At 71.3% G+C, this 18,984-nt stretch carries 19 protein-coding genes; 15 read left to right on the forward strand and 4 right to left on the reverse strand.

Annotated elements, in window-relative coordinates; translation table 11 throughout:
* The first annotated feature begins 8 nt into the window (after positions 1-8).
* Positions 9-1,379, forward strand: coding sequence for an 8-oxoguanine deaminase (locus ACTWQE_RS10695; protein WP_443328625.1), 1,371 nt, complete (start codon positions 9-11; stop codon positions 1,377-1,379).
* A 135-nt stretch (positions 1,380-1,514) separates the two neighbouring features.
* Here the strand turns inward: ACTWQE_RS10695 and aceB are convergent, their stop codons facing one another.
* Positions 1,515-3,128, reverse strand: coding sequence for a malate synthase A (gene aceB, locus ACTWQE_RS10700; RefSeq protein ID WP_443328626.1), 1,614 nt, complete (start codon positions 3,126-3,128; stop codon positions 1,515-1,517).
* Between the two features lie 274 nt (positions 3,129-3,402).
* On the reverse strand, positions 3,403-4,020 hold the full coding sequence (locus tag ACTWQE_RS10705; RefSeq protein ID WP_443328627.1) for a nucleotidyltransferase family protein: 618 nt from the start codon (positions 4,018-4,020) through the stop codon (positions 3,403-3,405).
* A 249-nt stretch (positions 4,021-4,269) separates the two neighbouring features.
* Between ACTWQE_RS10705 and ACTWQE_RS10710 the strand changes: the two genes are divergently transcribed.
* A complete protein-coding gene (locus ACTWQE_RS10710; RefSeq protein ID WP_443328628.1) occupies positions 4,270-4,584 on the forward strand; it encodes a DUF5955 family protein in 315 nt (104 codons plus the stop codon).
* A gap of 10 nt (positions 4,585-4,594) precedes the next feature.
* Here the strand turns inward: ACTWQE_RS10710 and ACTWQE_RS10715 are convergent, their stop codons facing one another.
* Positions 4,595-5,404 carry an IclR family transcriptional regulator gene (locus tag ACTWQE_RS10715; protein WP_443328629.1) on the reverse strand — a complete coding sequence of 270 codons (810 nt, stop codon included), beginning with the start codon at positions 5,402-5,404 and terminating at the stop codon, positions 4,595-4,597.
* A gap of 362 nt (positions 5,405-5,766) precedes the next feature.
* Between ACTWQE_RS10715 and allB the strand changes: the two genes are divergently transcribed.
* The 4 genes from allB to ACTWQE_RS10735 all read left to right on the forward strand — a co-directional run bounded on the left by allB (position 5,767) and on the right by ACTWQE_RS10735 (position 10,302).
* The gene (gene allB / locus ACTWQE_RS10720) at positions 5,767-7,137 is read left to right on the forward strand and encodes an allantoinase AllB (RefSeq protein ID WP_443328630.1); all 1,371 of its coding nucleotides are present in this window, start codon (positions 5,767-5,769) and stop codon (positions 7,135-7,137) included.
* Entirely contained in the window at positions 7,134-8,318 is a 1,185-nt protein-coding gene (gene alc, locus ACTWQE_RS10725) for an allantoicase (RefSeq protein ID WP_443328631.1), read from the forward strand. The genes allB and alc overlap by 4 nt, the downstream gene beginning before the upstream one ends.
* 81 nt (positions 8,319-8,399) lie before the next feature.
* On the forward strand, positions 8,400-8,858 hold the full coding sequence (locus ACTWQE_RS10730; protein ID WP_443328632.1) for a ribonuclease domain-containing protein: 459 nt from the start codon (positions 8,400-8,402) through the stop codon (positions 8,856-8,858).
* Positions 8,859-9,057: 199 nt separating this feature from the next.
* Positions 9,058-10,302 (forward strand): cytochrome P450 family protein, encoded by a 1,245-nt coding sequence (locus tag ACTWQE_RS10735; protein ID WP_443328633.1) that lies wholly within the window; start codon positions 9,058-9,060, stop codon positions 10,300-10,302.
* 135 nt (positions 10,303-10,437) lie between these two features.
* Here ACTWQE_RS10735 and ACTWQE_RS10740 read toward each other — a convergent pair whose 3' ends face one another.
* Entirely contained in the window at positions 10,438-11,472 is a 1,035-nt protein-coding gene (locus ACTWQE_RS10740) for a carboxymuconolactone decarboxylase family protein (RefSeq protein WP_443328634.1), read from the reverse strand.
* A 105-nt stretch (positions 11,473-11,577) separates the two neighbouring features.
* On the opposite strand from ACTWQE_RS10740, the gene ACTWQE_RS10745 reads away from it, so the two are divergent.
* The 9 genes from ACTWQE_RS10745 to ACTWQE_RS10785 all read left to right on the forward strand — a co-directional run bounded on the left by ACTWQE_RS10745 (position 11,578) and on the right by ACTWQE_RS10785 (position 18,973).
* Entirely contained in the window at positions 11,578-12,201 is a 624-nt protein-coding gene (locus ACTWQE_RS10745) for a TetR/AcrR family transcriptional regulator (protein ID WP_443328635.1), read from the forward strand.
* 142 nt (positions 12,202-12,343) lie between these two features.
* Positions 12,344-13,063 carry a GntR family transcriptional regulator gene (locus tag ACTWQE_RS10750; protein ID WP_443328652.1) on the forward strand — a complete coding sequence of 240 codons (720 nt, stop codon included), beginning with the start codon at positions 12,344-12,346 and terminating at the stop codon, positions 13,061-13,063.
* A gap of 130 nt (positions 13,064-13,193) precedes the next feature.
* Positions 13,194-13,511 carry a hypothetical protein gene (locus tag ACTWQE_RS10755; protein WP_443328636.1) on the forward strand — a complete coding sequence of 106 codons (318 nt, stop codon included), beginning with the start codon at positions 13,194-13,196 and terminating at the stop codon, positions 13,509-13,511.
* Positions 13,512-13,666: 155 nt separating this feature from the next.
* A complete protein-coding gene (locus ACTWQE_RS10760) occupies positions 13,667-14,680 on the forward strand; it encodes a sugar ABC transporter substrate-binding protein (RefSeq protein WP_443328637.1) in 1,014 nt (337 codons plus the stop codon).
* Positions 14,677-15,732, forward strand: coding sequence for an ABC transporter permease (locus ACTWQE_RS10765; RefSeq protein WP_443328638.1), 1,056 nt, complete (start codon positions 14,677-14,679; stop codon positions 15,730-15,732). Before ACTWQE_RS10760 ends, ACTWQE_RS10765 begins: the two co-directional genes overlap by 4 nt.
* Positions 15,729-16,589 carry an ATP-binding cassette domain-containing protein gene (locus ACTWQE_RS10770; protein ID WP_443328639.1) on the forward strand — a complete coding sequence of 287 codons (861 nt, stop codon included), beginning with the start codon at positions 15,729-15,731 and terminating at the stop codon, positions 16,587-16,589. The genes ACTWQE_RS10765 and ACTWQE_RS10770 overlap by 4 nt, the downstream gene beginning before the upstream one ends.
* Positions 16,590-16,744: 155 nt before the next feature.
* Positions 16,745-17,884 carry an ROK family glucokinase gene (locus ACTWQE_RS10775; RefSeq protein WP_443328640.1) on the forward strand — a complete coding sequence of 380 codons (1,140 nt, stop codon included), beginning with the start codon at positions 16,745-16,747 and terminating at the stop codon, positions 17,882-17,884.
* Entirely contained in the window at positions 17,881-18,477 is a 597-nt protein-coding gene (locus ACTWQE_RS10780; RefSeq protein ID WP_443328641.1) for a hypothetical protein, read from the forward strand. Before ACTWQE_RS10775 ends, ACTWQE_RS10780 begins: the two co-directional genes overlap by 4 nt.
* A 22-nt stretch (positions 18,478-18,499) precedes the next feature.
* Positions 18,500-18,973, forward strand: a complete 474-nt coding sequence (locus tag ACTWQE_RS10785) for an HIT family protein (protein ID WP_443328642.1) — start codon at positions 18,500-18,502, stop codon at positions 18,971-18,973.
* Positions 18,974-18,984: the final 11 nt, after the last annotated feature.

Consider the following 18,984-nt stretch of genomic DNA (forward strand, 5'->3'; position numbering starts at 1 on the left):
GAACAGCCATGGCAGCACCGCGCATCGTCATCGAGAACTGCGCCATCGCCACCGTGGACGCGCACGACACCGAGTACGCCACGGGTCATGTGATCGTCGCCGGGAAGCGCATCGAGTCGGTGGGCGCCGGGCAGGCCCCCGCCGGCCTCGGGAACGTCGTCCGGCGCGTCGACGGCACCGGCCATCTGGTGACCCCGGGTCTGGTCAACACCCATCACCACTTCTACCAGTGGCTCACCCGCGGACTCGCCCAGGACTCCCACCTCTTCGACTGGCTGGTCGCGCTCTACCCCACGTGGGCGCGCATCGACGAGCAGATGGTTCACGCAGCCGCCCGCGGCTCACTCGCCATGATGGTCCGCGGCGGTGTCACCACCACCATGGACCACCACTACGTCTTCCCCCGGGGCGCCGGGGACCTGCTCGGTGCCGAGATCCGCGCCGCACGGGAGATGGGCGTACGGTTCAGCCCCACCCGCGGCTCCATGGACCGCGGCACCTCCGACGGCGGCCTGCCACCGGACTTCGCCGTCGAGACCACCGAGGCCGCACTGATCGCCACCGAGGAGGCGATCGACACGTACCACGACCCCTCCTTCGACTCGATGCTCCGCATCGGTGTCGCCCCCTGCTCGCCGTTCTCCGTCTCCACCGAACTGCTGCGCGAGGCCGCCGTGCTGGCCCGCCGCAAGGGTGTACGGCTGCACACCCACGGCTCGGAGACGGTGGAGGAGGACCAGTTCTGCAAAGAGCTGTTCGGGATGGGTCCCACCGACTACTTCGAGTCCACCGGCTGGCTCGGCGAGGACGTATGGATGGCGCACTGCGTCCATATGCACGACTCCGATATCGACGCCTTCGCCCGCACCGGTACCGGCGTCGCGCACTGCCCGTCCTCCAACGCCCGCCTGGCGGCCGGTACCGCCCGCGTCCCGGACATGCTCCGGGCCGGGGTGCCGGTCGGCCTCGGCGTGGACGGCACCGCCTCCAACGAGTCCGGCGAGCTGCACACCGAGCTGCGCAACGCCCTCCTCGTCCACCGCCTCGCCGGGGGCGAGAAGGCCATGAACGCCCGTCAGGCGCTGCGTCTGGGCACCTACGGCGGCGCCCAAGTCCTCGGCCGTCAGAAGGAGATCGGCTCCCTGGAAGCCGGGAAGCTCGCCGACCTGGCGCTGTGGAGGCTCGACGGCATCGGCCACTCCTCGATCGCCGACCCGGTCGCGGCCCTCGTCCTGGGCGCCGCCGCTCCGCTGACCCTGCTGCTCATCAACGGTGAACCCGTCGTCGAGGACGGCCGTCTCACCACTGCCGACGAGGAGGCCATCGCCCGCGACGCCCGGGACGAGGCCCGGCGGCTCGCACGGATCGTGGCGGGCTGACGCGCCGCACGCGTGCACCCGCCGGACACGCGGACCCGCTGGACACGCGGACCCGCTGGACACGCGAAAAAGCGGTCAGGCCCCGGTACGGCCGGTCGGCCGGGGCGTAGCGGGGCCTGACGCCGCGTCGGCGTCTCAGTCGAGCAGCTCGTACGCCGGCAGGGTGAGGAATTCGGCGTAGTCCTCGTCCAGCGAGACCCTGAGCAGCAGATCATGGGCTTCGTTCCACTTGCCCGCCGCGAAGGCCTCCTCGCCGGTCTCCTCCCGGATCGCGGCCAGTTCCTCGGCGGCGACCTTGCGGGCGAGCTCCGGAGTCGCCCGCTCGCCGTTCTCGAAGACCACACCCGCGTTGATCCACTGCCAGATCTGGGAGCGGGAGATCTCCGCGGTGGCGGCGTCCTCCATCAGATTGAAGATGGCGACGGCTCCCAGGCCGCGCAGCCAGGCTTCGATGTAACGGATGCCCACCTGCACGGCATTGCGCAGTCCCGCGGAGGTCGGCCTCGCGTCGAGCGAGGCGATGTCCGTGAGCCGGTCCGCGGTGACCTGGACGTCCTCGCGCAACCGGTCCTTCTGGTGGGGCCGGTCGCCGAGGACCGCGTCGAAGGAGGCGCGGGCGACCGGTACGAGGTCCGGGTGCGCGACCCACGAGCCGTCGAAACCGTCGCCCGCCTCGCGGTCCTTGTCGGCCTTGACCTTCTCGAAGGCCACCGCGTTGACCCCGGGATCCTTGCGGGAGGGGATGAACGCGGCCATCCCGCCGATCGCGTGCGCGCCCCGCTTGTGGCACGTACGGACCAGGAGCTCGGTGTAGGCGCGCATGAAGGGAGCCGTCATGGTCACCGCGTTGCGGTCCGGGAGGACGAACCGGGCCCCGCCGTCACGGAAGTTCTTGACGATGGAGAACAGGTAGTCCCACCGGCCCGCGTTGAGCCCGGAGGCGTGGTCGCGCAGCTCGTAGAGGATCTCCTCCATCTCGAAGGCGGCGGTGATCGTCTCGATCAGCACGGTGGCCCGGACGGTGCCCTGGGGGATGCCTACGTAGTCCTGCGCGAAGACGAAGATTTCGTTCCAGAGGCGGGCCTCGAGGTGCGACTCCGTCTTCGGAAGGTAGAAGTACGGGCCCGTGCCGAGCTCCGTCAGGCGCCTGGCGTTGTGGAAGAAGTAGAGCCCGAAGTCGACGAGGGCACCGGGCACGGCGCGCCCGTCCACCCGGAGATGGCGCTCGTCCAGATGCCACCCGCGGGGCCGCACCACCACGGTGGCGAGCTCCTCGGCGGGCTTCAGGGCGTACGTCTTGCCCCGGGGGTCGGTGAAGTCGATGCGCCGCTCAGAGGCGTCGATCAGATTGAGCTGGCCGAGAACGACGTTCTCCCAGGTGGGGGCCGAGGCGTCCTCGAAGTCGGCCAGCCAGACCCGGGCGCCCGAATTCAGGGCGTTGATGGTCATCTTGCGGTCCGTGGGCCCGGTGATCTCCACGCGCCGGTCGTCGAGCGCCGCCGGCGCCGGGGCGACCTGCCAGTCGCCCTCGCGGATGTGAGCCGTCTCCGGCAGAAAGTCCAGGCTGCTGGTGCGGGCGATCTCCGCACGGCGTTCCCGGCGGCGGGCGAGGAGTTCGTCGCGGCGCGGGGTGAACCGGCGGTGGAGCTCGGCCACGAAGGCGAGTGCCGCGTCGGTCAGAACCTCTCCCTGACGCTCCACGGGCCGGGCCTCGACGACAGCCGCCGACGACGGTGCTGGTGCGGACATGGGTGTCACTCCATTCAGGGGGCGGTGCCCGGAGGCCGCGGGATCGCGAGCGGCACGGGCTGGCGCGGGGAGGCGGCACGGTCGCGGGCGCGCTCCGGGTTCAGGGTTTTTTGCGAAGTGGATAGTAGTTTCCTCATGGTGGAAGTACAAGCTGTGCGGACGTCAGGGCACCCCCGGTGGCCGAACGCGCCGGTACGGTCTTGGTGGTGACCCCCGCCGACGGCCGGGTCCGGCCGAGTCGCCGTGTTCCCTTGCCGGGGCGCATTGCCGTGTTTCAGTCCAGAAGTCTTAGATCCGCCGGGGTGTCGATGTCGTCCGGCGCCGCGATGTCCGAGCAGTCGACGAGGGCGATCTCCTCCTCGTGCTCCCGGAGATACGCCCGCGCCCCCCGGTCGCCGACCGCGCTCGCGATCACCGCCGGCCAGTGGTCGGAGCCGAACAGCACGGGGTGGCCCCGCCGTCCGTCGTACGCCGCCGCGGCCAGGCTCGACCGGGATCCGTACGCGGCCACCACCCGGGCCACCGCGTCCGCGCCGATCCCCGGCTGGTCCACCAGCAGGACGACCACCGCGCGCGCCCCGCTGCCGGACAGTGACTCCAGACCTGCCCGCAGCGAGGAACCCATGCCCTCCGCCCAGCCCGGGTTGTCGACCAGGACGCAGCCCGGTAGCCCGGCCCGGGCCCGTACCGCGTCGGCCGCGGCGCCCAGCACCACATGCAGCGGACCGCAGCCGCCCCTGCGCAGTGCCGCGGCGGCGTGTTCCACCAGCGGCCGTCCCCGGTGGTCCAGCAGCGCCTTGGGGCGGCCGCCCAGCCGCCGCCCACCGCCCGCTGCCAGCAGGAGTCCGGCGACCGGGGCGCCGCCGTACGGGTCCGGGGCTGAAGCTGCCATATGCCTTGCATACCGCAGCGGACGGCCCGGCCTTCAACCTCGTGGGCTGAATTTCGCCCTCCGTGTGGCGCTCGGTGCGGAGAGTGGCGTTAACTGATCCGCGGCCTCTCGCGTCGGGGGAAGCGCATCCCGGGGCCGACGGCAGCGCTGACGAGGGGGCGACATCGGATGCGAGGCATGGGAGCGGTCCGCGGCACGCCGACGGGCACCGCGGCGGTGGAGGGTGCCGTAGCAGTGGAGCAGAGACCCGTGGCAGGCAGCGGCCAGGGAGCGGGGACCGAGGACCCGCGGGTGGCCGGTCTGGGCGCGGCCGTCTCCCGGCTGCGCCGGGAACTCGCCTGCCATCCCGCGGATCTGTGCGACCGCGGCGTGGCCGAGGACGAACTGGCCGCCCTCGACGCGATGGTGCGCGCCGGGACCCCGGAGGTGCCGCGGCTGCGGCGCTCCCTGCTGCTCGTCACCGGCGCGCTGGGCTCGGTGAGCGCACTGGCCCCGGCCCTGGCCGATATGCGGCGGAAGATCGACGCCTTCGGAGACCTGCCGCGCCCGCGCTCAGGCGGGTGAGCGCGCCCGTCTACGCCGAACCGGTGCCGGTGCCGGTGCTGGCGAGTGCGACCGACAGCTCGGCCGCGACCTCCTGGAGCAGGGGCACGATCTTCTCGGTCGCCGCCTCGGTCACTCGCCCCGCCGGCCCCGAGATCGAGATCGCGGCGGCCGTCGGGGAGTTCGGTACGGAGACGGCCAGGCACCGTACCCCGATCTCCTGCTCGTTGTCGTCGACCGCGTACCCGGCCTCACGGACCTGCTCCAGCGCCTCGAGGAAGCCCTCGGGCGTGGTGATCGTCTTCTCGGTCGCGGCCGGCATGCCCGTACGCCCCAGCAGGGCCCGCACCTCGTCGTCGGCGGCGTCCGCCAGCAGCGCCTTGCCGACTCCGGTCGAATGCGGGAGCACCCGGCGGCCGACCTCCGTGAACATCCGCATCGAGTGGCGCGAGGGCACCTGCGCCACGTACACCACTTCATCCCCGTCGAGCAGCGCCATATTGGCGGTCTCGCCGGTCTCCTCGACCAGTCGGGCCAGATAGGGCCGGGCCCAGGTGCCGAGCAGCCGGGACGCGCTCTCACCGAGGCGGATCAGCCGCGGGCCGAGGGCATAGCGCCGGTTCGGCTGCTGCCGTACATATCCGCTGGCCACCAGAGTCCGCATCAGCCGGTGGATGGTGGGAAGCGGCAGCCCGCTGCTGCTGGAGAGCTCGCTGAGTCCGACCTCACCACCGGCGTCGGCCATCCGCTCGAGCAGGTCGAAGGCCCGCTCGAGGGACTGGACACCACCCGTGGTCGCGGACTTGGCGGCTGCGGAGGTGCTGTCGCTGGACGGCGGCACGGCGCATTCCTTTCGGGGCGGGCGGCTCGCGGCGGGCGGCCTTTCGAGGCGGACAAGCCGACCACCGCGGGGCGGATGCCGCGGGCACGACCGGCAAGAGGGCAGCCTACCGGGCCCCCTCGGGCTCCACATCGGCCCTGGCTCTGCGTTCTCGCCGGTCACCGACCGTCTGTCGCCGTGACCGACCGCCCCCTGGGTGGTCCACTGATCCCGAAGGGGTCTTGACCGGTGACGGCACGGAGTGAACACTCCGTTCAACAGAACCTTCAACAGAACGTTGAATTTCGTGCGCTGCGGCGGTCCGGTGTCCGGGCTTCCGAGCGGATGGTCCGCTGCCGTGACGAGCGTGAGGAGGAGCCTGGATGTCCGAGGAGGCCGCTGGGTCCGGTGTGACGTCGGTCCTGCGCTCGCGGCGCGTCATCACCCCCGGGGGAACGCGCGCCGCGGCCGTGGCCGTCGCCGGCGGGAGGATCGCGTCCGTGCTGCCGTACGACGCCGTGCCCCCCGCCGGCGCACGGCTGGAGGACTTCGGTGACGACATCCTGCTCCCTGGCCTCGTTGACACGCATGTCCACGTCAACGATCCGGGCCGCACCGAGTGGGAGGGGTTCTCCACCGCCACCCGGGCGGCCGCGGCCGGAGGCGTCACCACCCTTGTCGACATGCCGCTCAACAGCGTCCCGCCGACCACCACGGTCGAACACCTCCGTCTCAAGCGGACCGTCGCGCGCGGCACGGCCCGTGTCGACGTTGGCTTCTGGGGCGGCGCCGTCCCCGGGAACGTGAAGGACCTGCGGCCGCTGCACGACGCCGGTGTCTTCGGCTTCAAGTGCTTTCTGCTGCACTCCGGCGTCGAGGAGTTCCCCCCGCTCGCTCCCGGCGAGCTGGAGGAGGCCATGGCCGAGATCGCGGGCTTCGACGGCATGCTGATCGTCCACGCCGAGGACCCGCACCTCATCGAGGGAGCGCCCCGGCGGGCCGGCCGTCGTTACGCCGACTTCCTCGCCTCCCGCCCGCGCGAGGCCGAGAACACCGCCATCGAAGGGCTGATCCTGCTCGCCAAGCGGTTCGGCGCCCGGGTCCACGTACTGCATCTGTCCTCGGGCGAGGCGCTTCCGCTGATCGCCGCCGCCCGGAGCGAGGGCGTACGGATCAGCGTCGAGACCTGCCCGCACTTCCTCACCCTCACCGCCGAGGAGATCCCGGACGGCGCCACCGAGTTCAAGTGCTGTCCGCCCATCCGCGAGGCCGCCAACCAGGACGCACTGTGGCAGGGCCTCGCCGACGGGACGATCGACTGCGTCGTCTCCGACCACTCGCCGTGCACCCCCGGCCTCAAGCGCTTCGACACCGGCGACTTCGCCCAGGCCTGGGGCGGTATCTCGTCCCTGCAGCTCGGACTGCCCGCGGTCTGGACCGAGGCGCGCCGTCGCGGCCGGAGCATCGAGGACGTCGTCCGCTGGATGTCCACCGCCCCCGCCGAGCTGGCCGGGCTGGAGCGGAAGGGTGCCATCGAGGCGGGCCGCGACGCCGACTTCGCGGTACTCGCCCCCGAGGAGACCTTCACCGTGGACCCCGCGCGGCTCCATCACCGCAACCAGGTCACCGCCTACGCCGGCCGCACCCTGTACGGCGTCGTACGGTCCACCTGGCTGCGCGGCCGGCGGATCGCCGGCCACGGCACCCCCGCCGAACCCACCGGACGACTTCTCGAAAGGCAGCGATCGGTATGACCGCGGACCAGCGTGCATCGGCGGAGGCGCCTCGTTTCACCGGTGACGCCCGCCCGTACGGCGGCGGCGACCCGTACGCCGACTACCGCACCGCCGACCTCCCCTTCACCCGTCTCGTCGACCTCGCCGACCGCCGTCTCGGCGCGAGTGTCATCGCTGCCAACGACGAGTTCTTCGCCGAGCGCGAGAACCTCCTCACGCCCGGGCCCGCCCACTTCGACCCGGAGCGCTTCGGACACAAGGGCAAGATCATGGACGGCTGGGAGACGCGGCGGCGGCGCGGCGCGGGCGCCGGGCAGCCCCATCCGGCGGGGGACGACCACGACTGGGCCCTCGTACGCCTCGGCGCCCCCGGTGTCATCCGCGGCATCGTCGTCGACACCGCCCACTTCCGGGGCAACTACCCGCAGGCCGTGAGCATCGAGGGGACGGCCGTCCACGGTCCGGCCTCACCGGAGGACCTGCTCGCGGGGGAGGTGAAGTGGACCGGACTCGTGCCCCGTACGGCCATCGGCGGCCACGCGGCGAACGGCTTCACCGTCGATGTCGAACAGCGCTTCACTCACCTGCGCATCAAGCAGCATCCGGACGGCGGCATCGCGCGGCTGCGCGTTTACGGCGAGGTCGCCCCCGACCCGGTGTGGCTGGCCGCGCTCGGCACCTTCGACGTGGTGGCGCTGGAGAACGGCGGCGCTGTGGAGGACGCCTCCGACCGCTTCTACTCCCAGCCCGCCAACACCATCCGGCCGGGGCGCCCGAGGAGGATGGACGAGGGGTGGGAGACCCGCCGCCGCCGGGACACCGGCCACGACTGGGTGCGCTACGCCCTCGCGGGGCAGGCCGAGATTCGGGCGGTCGAGATCGACACCGGCTCTCTGAAGGGCAACGCGGCGGGCTGGGCGGCTCTTTACGGCTTCGACGCCGTCAACGCCTTTGACGCCCACGGCGGCGCCGGCCCGTCCGACCACTCCGCCGAGGGGTGGACGGAGATCCTGCCCCGCACCCGCCTCCAGCCCGACACGGTGCACCGGTTCGTCCTCGACCCGGCCGCCCCGCCCGCCACGCACGTCAGGATCGACATCTTCCCCGACGGCGGCATCGCGCGGCTGCGGCTGCACGGCTCCCTGACGGCCGAGGGTGCGCAGCGTCTGGCGGCTCGTCACCGGGAGCTCGGCGGCTGACGCCGTCTCATATGAACTCCCGGAAAATATCGGGTACTTGGCGTTGACATGACATGCTCTACGCGCGTCATGCTAGGTGCCATGCGAATCCCCCCACGCTTCGCCGGAATCGGCGCCCTCGGCGCCCTCGCTTCGGCCCTCCTCATCGCAGGGCCGGTTCTCACCTCCTCCGCGTCGGCGGCTCCCGAGTCGCCGGTCGCGCACGCGTCGGTCGCGCGCTCCGCGGTCGAGCGCTCCGTGATGTCCGCGGCCGCGGTCGGTGAGATCTGCTCCTCGCAGCTGCCCTCCCAGGCGCACGACACCCTGGACCTCATCGAGGCGGGCGGCCCCTACCCGTACCCGCAGGACGGCACCGTCTTCCAGAACCGGGAAGGCATCCTGCCCGACCAGAGCACCGGCTACTACCACGAGTACACGGTCAAGACCCCGGGATCGCCCGACCGCGGCGCCCGGCGCATCGTCACCGGCGATGCCGGCCAGGAGGACTACTACACCGCAGATCACTACCGCTCGTTCGACCGCGTCGAGTTCGGCTGCTGAGCCACCACTTCACCCCTGCCCGGGGCCGGATCCCGACCCGGCCCCGGGCAGGGGCGTGAGGTGCTGACGGGGCGCCGGCCGAGCGTACCGTCGCGCGGCTGCCCTCCTCCCGGTACGCTGAGGATCCGCCGGACAGCCACCCCGCTGCGGTGTCGTCACCGGACCGACGGGGTGATCACCGAGAGTTTCTGGGGGGCATGTGACGACCGAACCGCATGTGCTGGTCGATCTCGCCGCGCTCGGGGAGGAGTTCACCCGGGACCCGTATCCATTCTATGCCGCGTTGCGGGCACGTGGCCCCGTGCACCGGATCCGGATGCCCGAAGGGACCGACGCCTGGCTGGTCGTGGGATACGAGGAGGGGCGGGCCGCGCTCGCCGACCCCCGGCTCTCCAAGGACTGGGACAACGTCTCGGACACCGTCGGGCTGTCCCGTGTCCCCACGGGTGCGCACATGCTGAACGCCGATCCGCCGCACCACACCCGGCTGCGGAAGCTGGTCGCCAAGGAGTTCACGCCGCGGCGTGTCGAGGCGCTGGCGCCGGGCGTCCAGCGGATCACCGACGAGCTGCTGGACGCGATGCTGGCCGAGCCCGGCGGCCGGGCCGATCTCGTGAAGTCGCTCGCCTTCCCGCTGCCGATGTCCGTGATCTGCGAGCTGGTCGGCGTGCCGTTCCTGGACCGGGCATCGTTCCGGCGCTGGTCCGACGACGCGTTGACCTCCCCCGATCTGGACACGCGCAGAGAGGCAACGGCGGCCGCTTCCGAGTACCTCACCGGTCTGCTGGAGCAGAAGCGGCAGCGCCCCGGCGAGGACCTGTTGAGCGCGTTGATCCGCACCACCGATGAGGACGGTGACCGGCTCTCCGCGGAAGAACTGCTCGGCACGGTCTGGCTGTTGCTGGTCGCCGGACACGAGACCACCGTCAATCTCATCTCCAGCGGTGTGCTGGCCCTGCTTCGGCACCCGGAGCAACTGGCCGCGCTGCGCGCCGACTTCTCCTTGATCGACAACGCGGTCGAGGAGATGCTGCGCTACGACGGCCCGGTCGAGACACCGACGTACCGGTTCACCACCGAGCCCGTGGACATCGGCGGCACTGTCGTTCCGGGCGGTGGTGAACTCGTCCTCGTCGCCGTCGCCGACGCGGACCGCGACCCCTTACGCTTCCCGGCTCCCGAGCGTTTCGACATCCGCCGTGACGCGCGGGGTCATCTGGCTTTCGGCCACGGCATCCACTACTGCCTGGGCGCCCCGCTCGCCCGGCTGGAGGCGCGGATCGCGATCCGTACGCTGCTGGAGCGCTGTCCGGACCTCGCCCTGGACGTCCACCCCGCGGCCCTGACGTGGCGGCCGGGCCTGCTGATCCGCGGCCCCCAGCAGCTGCCGCTCCGCTGGACAACCGACAGGCAGAAGGCAAATTCGGTGCCCACGGGCGAGTGAACGGCGCCTGGGTACCCCCATTGGGGCCACAGCTGCCATGCGGTCGTGCCCGAGCGGGGTGAGGTCAGGTGTGGTGCCCGCAGGGGAGTGAACGGTGCCTGGGCACCACCCTTTGAGGCCACACCCGTCATACGGTCATGACCGAGCGGGGTCGGGTTCCGCCCTCTGCCCAGCAGTGATCCACCCCTGGATCCGGTCGACCGCCGCCATGGCGCCGAATGCCAGCAGGCGGATCAGCTCCGCGTCGGTGCGTCCGGTGCGCCAGGCGGTGACGTCCTCGTCCGTGATCCGGTACGGGCCTAGGGCGGCCAGCAGCGCCAGCCGAGCGCCCGGCCGGTCGCCGGGGGCCAGGGCGCCGAGGGGCGCCTCCAGCGCGTCACTGCCCAGAGGCGGGTGCGAGCCGTCCCACCGGCCGACCGCGGCGAGTACGGCCGCCCGGGCGGATGCGCTCAGCAGAGTGCCACCGGCGGCCGCGACCGCCTCGAGTGCCGCGTAGGCGGGGCCGATGGGAGTGTCACCGGCCCAGCACGGTACCGGCCCGGCCGGAGTACGGGGAAGCAGGTCCAGGCTCTCCCCGGAACGCGGTTTGCCGGACCCGGTGCGTTCCAGCTTCCCGCCGACGAGGCGCCGCAGCTGGGGTGAGGACTGCAGCGGGGCGAGCAACAGCTCCTCGTCCAACTGGGCCGTCACCATGCGGTTGATGAAGTGGGTCACCAGCACGGTCCCCAGGTACTCGGCGGCCGCCTCGGGCGGATACGGGGGCGAGACCAGCTCCGGGGCTCCCGGCGACCGGGTGGCCCGGGCCCAGTCGGCGAGCCGGGCCTGCTCCGGCGCCGCCACCGGATCGCCCACGCGTACGGCCTCGGCGATCCGGTGGTCCCCGGCGGCGTGGGCGAGGATCGTGTGCGCGTCCACGCAGAACGGGCAGCGGTTGGCCACGGACACCGCCGTGGCGACGATTTCCTTGTCCGCGCGGGGCGCTGAGCCCGCCAGTTCCGCCTCCCTCAACAGTGCCCAGGTGGCGGCCAGGACGTCGGGGGCCGGGGACAGGCTCATCAGCGGTCCGTCGTCGAGAACGAAGTCGGCTTCCATCTGCGCGTATACGGCGGCCACCGTTCCGGTGGCGGCCTCCATGGTCACGGGAGTGGTGTAGCGATAGGGCCTGGGCATGCGAACGATCTCCCCTCCGGGGTGGATGAGCGCTTCATCGCAACTCCAAGTTGCGATAGCTTGAGCGTGTCATGAAGTCAGTCGCTAACGCAACGGGGAGTTGCAATGCAGTCCGCATCCCGTCCCGACCGCGCCCGGCCCGTCGGCCGGGGGGCGAAGGTGCGCGCGGCCGTTCTCAGCGCGGCGCTCGAGGAGCTGTCCGCGGCCGGGTACGCCGCGCTGACCGTGGAGAACGTGGCGCGGCGCGCCGGAGTCCACAAGACGACGATCTACCGGCGCTGGAAGGACCGCGACACCCTGGTCGTTGACGCGCTCGGCGACCGCATCGCGATGGACATCCCCGTCCCCGACACTCAGGCCCTGGCGACGGACCTGCGGGAGCTCGCGCGCTCGCTCGTGGGCTGGCTCACGAGCCCGGAAGGCCGGGCCGTGGTCGCCACGATGCTCTCCGACGCCGTCCGGGTACCGGAAATTGCCGACGCCCGGCGCGCTGTCTTCGACGACCGCATCCGGCGGGCCGAACCGGTGGTGACGCGCGCCATCGATCGCGGCGAACTCCCCGTGGGTACCGATCCGGGCGAAATCGTCAAGGACCTCGCCGCCCCGATCTACTTCCGGATGCTCATCACCGGAGAGCCGATCGACGAGACCACCGCCGACCATGCCGCGCAGGTCGCCCTCGCCGCCGCGCTCGCCCGAGGGCAGGGCTCGGCGGACCACCGGCAGTAGTCGATGGGCCGGGCCAACTCGCCCGGCGTCCGGCGGCATTTGTCCGGACAATCGAACTTCACGACTTCCCGTCAACCGGTCCGGCGGCTACGCTCGCCCCGTGGCGAAGCAGCCGGATCCGACGGGGTCTCTCCAGCTCAGCGTGGACCGCAGCAGCCCGGTCCCGCTCTATTTCCAGCTGTCCCAGCAGCTCGAGGCGGCGATCGAGAAGGGTCGGCTCGCGCCCGGCAGTCTGCTGGGCAATGAAATCGAACTGGCCGGGCGGCTCGGGCTCTCCCGGCCCACGGTCCGGCAGGCCATCCAGTCGCTGGTCGACAAGGGCCTGCTGGTGCGACGCAGGGGTGTCGGCACCCAGGTCGTCCACAGCCAGGTCAAGCGCCCGCTCGAACTGAGCAGCCTCTACGACGACCTCGAAGCCGCGGGGCAGCGCCCCGCCACCCGGGTGCTGCGCAATACCATCGAGCCGGCGACCGCCGAGGTCGCGGCGGCTCTCGGTATCCCCGAGGGTGCCGAGGTGGTCCTCGTCGAGCGGCTGCGTCTCGCGCACGGCGAGCCGATGGCCCATCTGCGCAACCACCTCCCGGCCGGCCTGCTCGATCTGGACACTCCACGCCTGGAGGCCACGGGGCTGTACCGGCTGATGCGGGAGGCGGGCATCACCCTGCACAGCGCCCGCCAGGCGGTCGGCGCGCGTGCCGCGTCGGCCGCCGAGGGCGAGCAGCTCGGTGAGCCGGAGGGGGCGCCGCTGCTGACGATGCAGCGCACCACCTTCGACGACACGGGCCGCGCGGTCGAGTTCGGCTCGCACACCTACCGGGCCTCCCGTTACGCCTTCGAATTCCAGCTGCTCGTACGCCCCTGAGGGGCGCGGTCCCCGGAGCGACAGGCCGTCCGCGTCAGAATGTTCGGACAAACTATTGACGCCCCGTGCCGACCGCCGTTAGAACTCCTCCAGCCGCACTCAGGCGGCTCGGAGGGAAGGCGGACCCACCATGGCGCGCAGACCCGGAGTCCGGACAGCAGCCGTCCTCCCGGCCGCGGTCGCCCTTGCGGTCGCGGGGGGCAGCGGCTCCGGCGGCAGGAAATCCGGGGAGGCGTCCGGGAGCGGCAACGGCGCCCAGGGCGTGAACACCTCCCGGCTGAAGATCGCGACGGTGACCCACTCCGGCGAGGGCGACACCTTCTGGGACATCGTCCGGCGCGGCGCCGAGCAGGCCGCGGCCAAGGACAACCTCCTCGCCGGCCCCGCGCTCGTCGCGGAGAAGGACGCCCAACGGCTCGCGACGTACACGGCTCGCGGTACCCGATGAAACCGCCGCGACCAGGGGTGACCGATACTTGGGCGCCCGGAGCCGGTCGCATCCCCTGCCGCTCCGGGAAGCACGGGTCGCGGCGGGCCGGGCACCGGACCGGACAGCAGAGACCAGACACCAGACCAGGCAGCACGGCAAGAGAGGCATGTCTCGTGGCGGCAAGGGTTCGGACAGGAGTACGCGCGACAGGAGCCGTGCTGGCGGCGGTGCTCGGCGCCTCCCTGGCGGGGTGCAGCAGTACGGGCGGCAAGCGGGCGGAGGAGCGGGCGGCGCAGGCCACCGACGGCCGCGCGGCGGTGAACACCCCTCGCTGGACCTTCGCGATGGTCACGCACTCGGGCGACGGCGACACCTTCTGGGACATCGTCCAGAACGGCGCCGAGCAGGCCGCCGTCAAGGACAACGTCAAGTTCCTCTACTCGCACCACAAGGAGGGCCAGCAGCAGGCCCAGCTCGTGCAGACGGCGATCGACCAGAAAGTGGACGGCCTGATCGTCAGCCTGGCCAAGCCGGACGCCCTCAAGGACGTCGTCGCCAAGGCCGTGAAGGCCGGTATCCCGGTGATCACCGTGAACTCCGGCTCCGAGCAGTCCAAGGCCTTCGGCGCTCTCTCGCACATAGGCCAGGACGAGACCGTCGCCGGCGAGGCGGTCGGCAGGGAGCTGAACGAGCGCGGCCGCAAGAAGGCCCTCTGCGTCCTTCACGAGCAGGGCAACGTAGGCCACGAGCAGCGCTGCGACGGCGCCCGCAAGACCTTCCGCGGCGAGTTGCGGAACCTCTACGTCGAGGGCACCAACATGCCCGAGGTCCAGTCGTCCGTCGAGGCCAGACTCCAGGCCGACAGGGACATCGACGCCGTGGTGACGCTCGGCGCGCCGTTCGCGGACACCGCTGTCAAGGCCAAGGAGCAGGCGGGCAGCGACGCCGAGATCGACACCTTCGACCTCAACGGCAAGGTCGCCCAGTCCCTCCAGGAGGGCGACCTCGGCTTCGCCGTCGACCAGCAGCCGTACCTCCAGGGGTACGAGGCCGTGGACCTCCTCTGGCTCCAGAAGTACAACGCCGACGTCCTCGGCGGCGGACGTCCGGTCCTCACCGGCCCCCAGATCATCACCAAGAAGGACGCCTCCTCCCTGGAGCAGTACACGAAGCGGGGGACCCGATGACAGCCCTGGTCAAGGAGGCCTCCGACCGCAGGCCCACCGACGAGCGGCTGCTCCGGGCAACCCTGGTCCGCCGCCTTCCGGGCCGGCCGGAACTGGGGGCGGTCGTCGGCGCCGTCGCGGTCTTCGTCTTCTTCGCCGTCACCGCCGAGAGCTTTCTGCGCGCGCCCAGCCTGAGTACGGTCCTCTACGCCTCGTCGATCTTCGGCATCATGGCCGTGCCGGTCGCCCTGTTGATGATCGGCGGCGAGTTCGATCTGTCGACGGGCGTGATGGTCACCTCGTCGGCGCTGATCTCCTCGATGTTCAGCTACCAGATGACGGCCAATGTCTGGGTCGGCGTGGGCGTGTCCCTCGTCGCCACCCTCGCCATCGGCTTCTTCAACGGCTTCATGCTGGTCCGGACGAAGCTGCCCAGCTTCATCATCACGCTGGCCACCTTCCTCATGCTGATCGGTCTGAACCTCGGCTTCACCAAGCTGATCAGCGGAACCGTCTCCACCAAGTCGATCAGCGACATGGAGGGCTTCGACTCCGCCAAGGCCGTCTTCGCCTCCCGCCTCAGCTTCGGGGACGTCGACGTACAGATCACCGTCCTGTGGTGGTTCGCCCTGGTGGGGGTGGCGACCTGGCTCCTGCTCCGTACCCGCGCCGGCAACTGGATCTTCGCGGCGGGAGGCGGCGCGGACGCCGCCCGGGCGGTCGGCGTCCCGGTCGGCCGTACCAAGACCGGCCTCTATATGGCGGTCGCCCTCTGCGCCTGGATCTCCGGGCAGCACCTGCTCTTCTCCTACGACGTCGTCCAGTCCGGCGAGGGCGTCGGCAACGAGCTCCTCTACATCATCGCGGCCGTCATCGGCGGCTGTCTGATGACCGGCGGCTACGGCTCCGCCATCGGTTCGGCCGTCGGCGCCTTCATCTTCGGCATGACGAACAAGGGCATCGTCTACGCCGAGTGGGACCCCGAATGGTTCAAGTTCTTCCTCGGAGCGATGCTGCTCCTCGCGACCCTGCTCAACGCATGGGTCCGCAAGCGGGCGGAGGCCACCGGATGAGCGACGACGTGGCGGGCGAGGCACGGAGCGAGCGAGGAGACACGGTGACAGCCCTGGTGAAGCTCACCGGTGTGAGCAAGTTCTACGGCAACATCAAGGCCCTCCAGGACGTCTCCCTGGAGGTCCACGCGGGCGAGATCACCTGCGTTCTCGGGGACAATGGCGCGGGCAAGTCCACCCTCATCAAGATCATCGCAGGGCTGCACCGTCACGACACCGGGTCCTTCGTCATCGACGGCGACGACACCGGGCTCGGCTCCCCCCGCGAAGCCCTCGACCATGGCATCGCCACCGTCTACCAGGACCTGGCCGTGGTGCCCCTCATGCCCGTCTGGCGGAACTTCTTCCTCGGCTCGGAGCCCACGAAGGGCAAGGGCCCCTTCCGCCGCCTCGATGTGAGGACGATGCGGGAGACCACCCGCGGCGCGCTGCTGCGTATGGGCATCGACCTGCGCGACGTCGACCAGCCGATCGGCACGCTCTCCGGCGGTGAGCGCCAGTGCGTGGCGATCGCCCGGGCCGTCCACTTCGGCGCCAAGGTCCTCGTCCTCGACGAGCCCACCGCCGCGCTGGGCGTCAAGCAGTCCGGCGTGGTCCTCAAGTACGTGGCGGCAGCCCGTGACGCCGGTCTCGGAGTGGTTCTGATCACCCACAACCCGCACCACGCCTATCTCGTCGGCGACCGTTTCGTCCTGCTCAAGCGCGGCACGATGGCCGGCAGCCACACCAAGCGGAACATCACCCTGGACGAGCTCACCCGGCAGATGGCAGGCGGCTCCGAGCTGGAAGAACTCAGCCACGAGCTGGAGCGCGCGCCCGTTCCGGCGCACCTGGCCGCCCCGGACGACGAGAGCTGAGACAGAGCCGGGTCCCCGGGAAGGGGACACCGGACACACCCGGACACCGACGGTCGTAACGGCACGGTCCGGCGCCCCCTCCCGGAGGCTCCGGACCCGTTCCCCCTGGCACAATCACCACCAGACCGAACGACCGCACACCACCTGGGGACGAGATGAGCACGTACCGCGAGCCGGCGCACCTCGGCTCGGCCAGGGCGACCGTTCTCCGTACCGTCGGCACGCGCGAGCGCCGCTCGCATCTCAGCGCGCCCCGCGTCCCCACCGTCGGCATCGACATCGGCGGCACCAAGGTCGCGGCGGGCGTCGTCGACGCCGACGGCAACATCCTCGAGAAGCTGCGCACCGAGACCCCGGACAAGTCCAAGAGCCCCAAGGTCGTCGAGGACACCATCACCGAGCTGGTGCTCGACCTCTCGGACCGCCACGACGTCCACGCGGTGGGCATCGGTGCCGCCGGGTGGGTGGACGCCGATCGCTCCCGGGTGCTCTTCGCCCCGCACCTGTCCTGGCGGGACGAGCCGCTGCGCGACGCACTCGCCGCCCGCCTCGCCGTCCCGGTCATGGTCGACAACGACGCCAACACCGCCGCCTGGGCCGAGTGGCGCTTCGGCGCCGGCCGCGGCGAGGACCATATCGTCATGATCACCCTCGGTACGGGGATCGGCGGCGCCATCCTCGAGGACGGCCGGGTCAAGCGCGGCCGCTACGGCGTGGCCGGTGAGTTCGGCCATATGCAGGTCGTCCCCGGAGGACACCGCTGCCCCTGCGGCAACCGCGGCTGCTGGGAGCAGTACAGCTCCGGCAACGCCCTGGTCCGTGAAGCCCGCGAGCTCGCCGCCGCGGACTCCCCGGTCGCCTACAACATCATCGAGCGCGTCAACGGCCATGTCTCCGACATCACCGGTCCCCTGATCACCGAACTGGCCCGCCAGGGCGATGCCATGTGCGTGGAGCTGTTGCAGGACATCGGCCAGTGGCTCGGTGTCGGCATCGCCAACCTCGCCGCAGCCCTCGACCCGGCCTGCTTCGTCATCGGCGGCGGCGTCAGCTCCGCCGACGACCTGCTCATCGGGCCCGCGCGGGAGTCCTTCCGCCGCCATCTCACCGGTCGTGGCTACCGCCCGGAGGCCCGTATCATCAAGGCGCAGCTCGGCAACGAAGCCGGTCTCGTCGGCGCCGCCGACCTCGCCAGGCTCGTCGCCCGCAGGTTCCGCCGCGCCAACCGCCGCCGCCTCGAGCGGTACGAACGCTACGAGCGCTACGCGCAAGGCCTCCGAGGGAGCCGACGATGAGCACAGCCGTGCCCCGGCAGACCCCGCCCCCCGGCGGTGACGGCCCGCCCGGTGCCGGGCCTCCGCAGCCGGGCCCCAGCCTCCGCCGCCGCGTGCTCACCCTGCTGATCGTCGTTCTGCTCATCGGCATCCCGGCGGGCTATCTGGTCGTGTCCGCGGAGCAGAGCCGGGACAGCGGCAAGGACAAGGAGGCCAAGGCGGCGGCCACCGGCCTCACCTACAGCTGGCCGCCCAAGGTCACGCGCCGTATCTACGATGTGCCGATCCCGCCGTACTCGGCCCGCGTCGCGTTCTACGAGACCAACTCGTGGAAGGTCAGCAAGCTGTATGCGCAGTTCATGACCTCGAACGAGGGACTGGACCGCTTTCTGCGCGCCATCGGTTCCAGCCGGTCGCGTCTGACGCACGGCGACATCGCCATCACGGCGAAGGACGCCACCACCGTCGGCTGGAACCTGGGCGCCGGCAACAACCGGTACTGGGCGAGCACGGTCCACACCCAGCCCGAGCCCCGGCCCCAGCAGGAGATCACCGTCGACTTCCGCAACAAGGCGCATCCGAAGGTGTACGTCGTCTCGACCGTGACGCCCTGAGCCGAGCCGAGGAGCCGCACCGTTGACCGAGAGCGGGAGTACCGACCAGGAGTGCCGGGCGTGCGGGCTCATCGACGGATCCCAGGCCCTGCCGGGCGGGACGATCCTGAGAACTCCCACCTGGGTCGTCGAGCACTGCGTGGGGCCGCTCGGTGCCGGGACGCTGGTGGTCAAGCCGGTCAGACACGTGGTGCATGTGGCCGACCTGACCGTCGCTGAAGCGGACGAGCTGGGTCCGCTGCTGCGGAGGGTCAGTGCCGCTGTCACCGCCACCATGGATCCGGAGCAGGTCTATGTGTGTCTCTGGTCCCATGCGGGCGCCGTACCGGGCCACATCCACTTCGTGGTGCAGCCCGCCCTCAAGGACGATCTCGCCCGGCACGGTGCGTACGGGCCCGCTCTGCAAACGGCCATGTTCGATGCCGGGGTCCTGCCGGACGAGAAGGCCGTGGCCGACGTGTGCGACCGCCTGCGGGTGGCGCTGGGCGCCGACTGAGCGGTGCCGCG

This window comes from Streptomyces sp. 8N706 (assembly GCF_052245415.1).
Classification (GTDB): domain Bacteria; phylum Actinomycetota; class Actinomycetes; order Streptomycetales; family Streptomycetaceae; genus Streptomyces.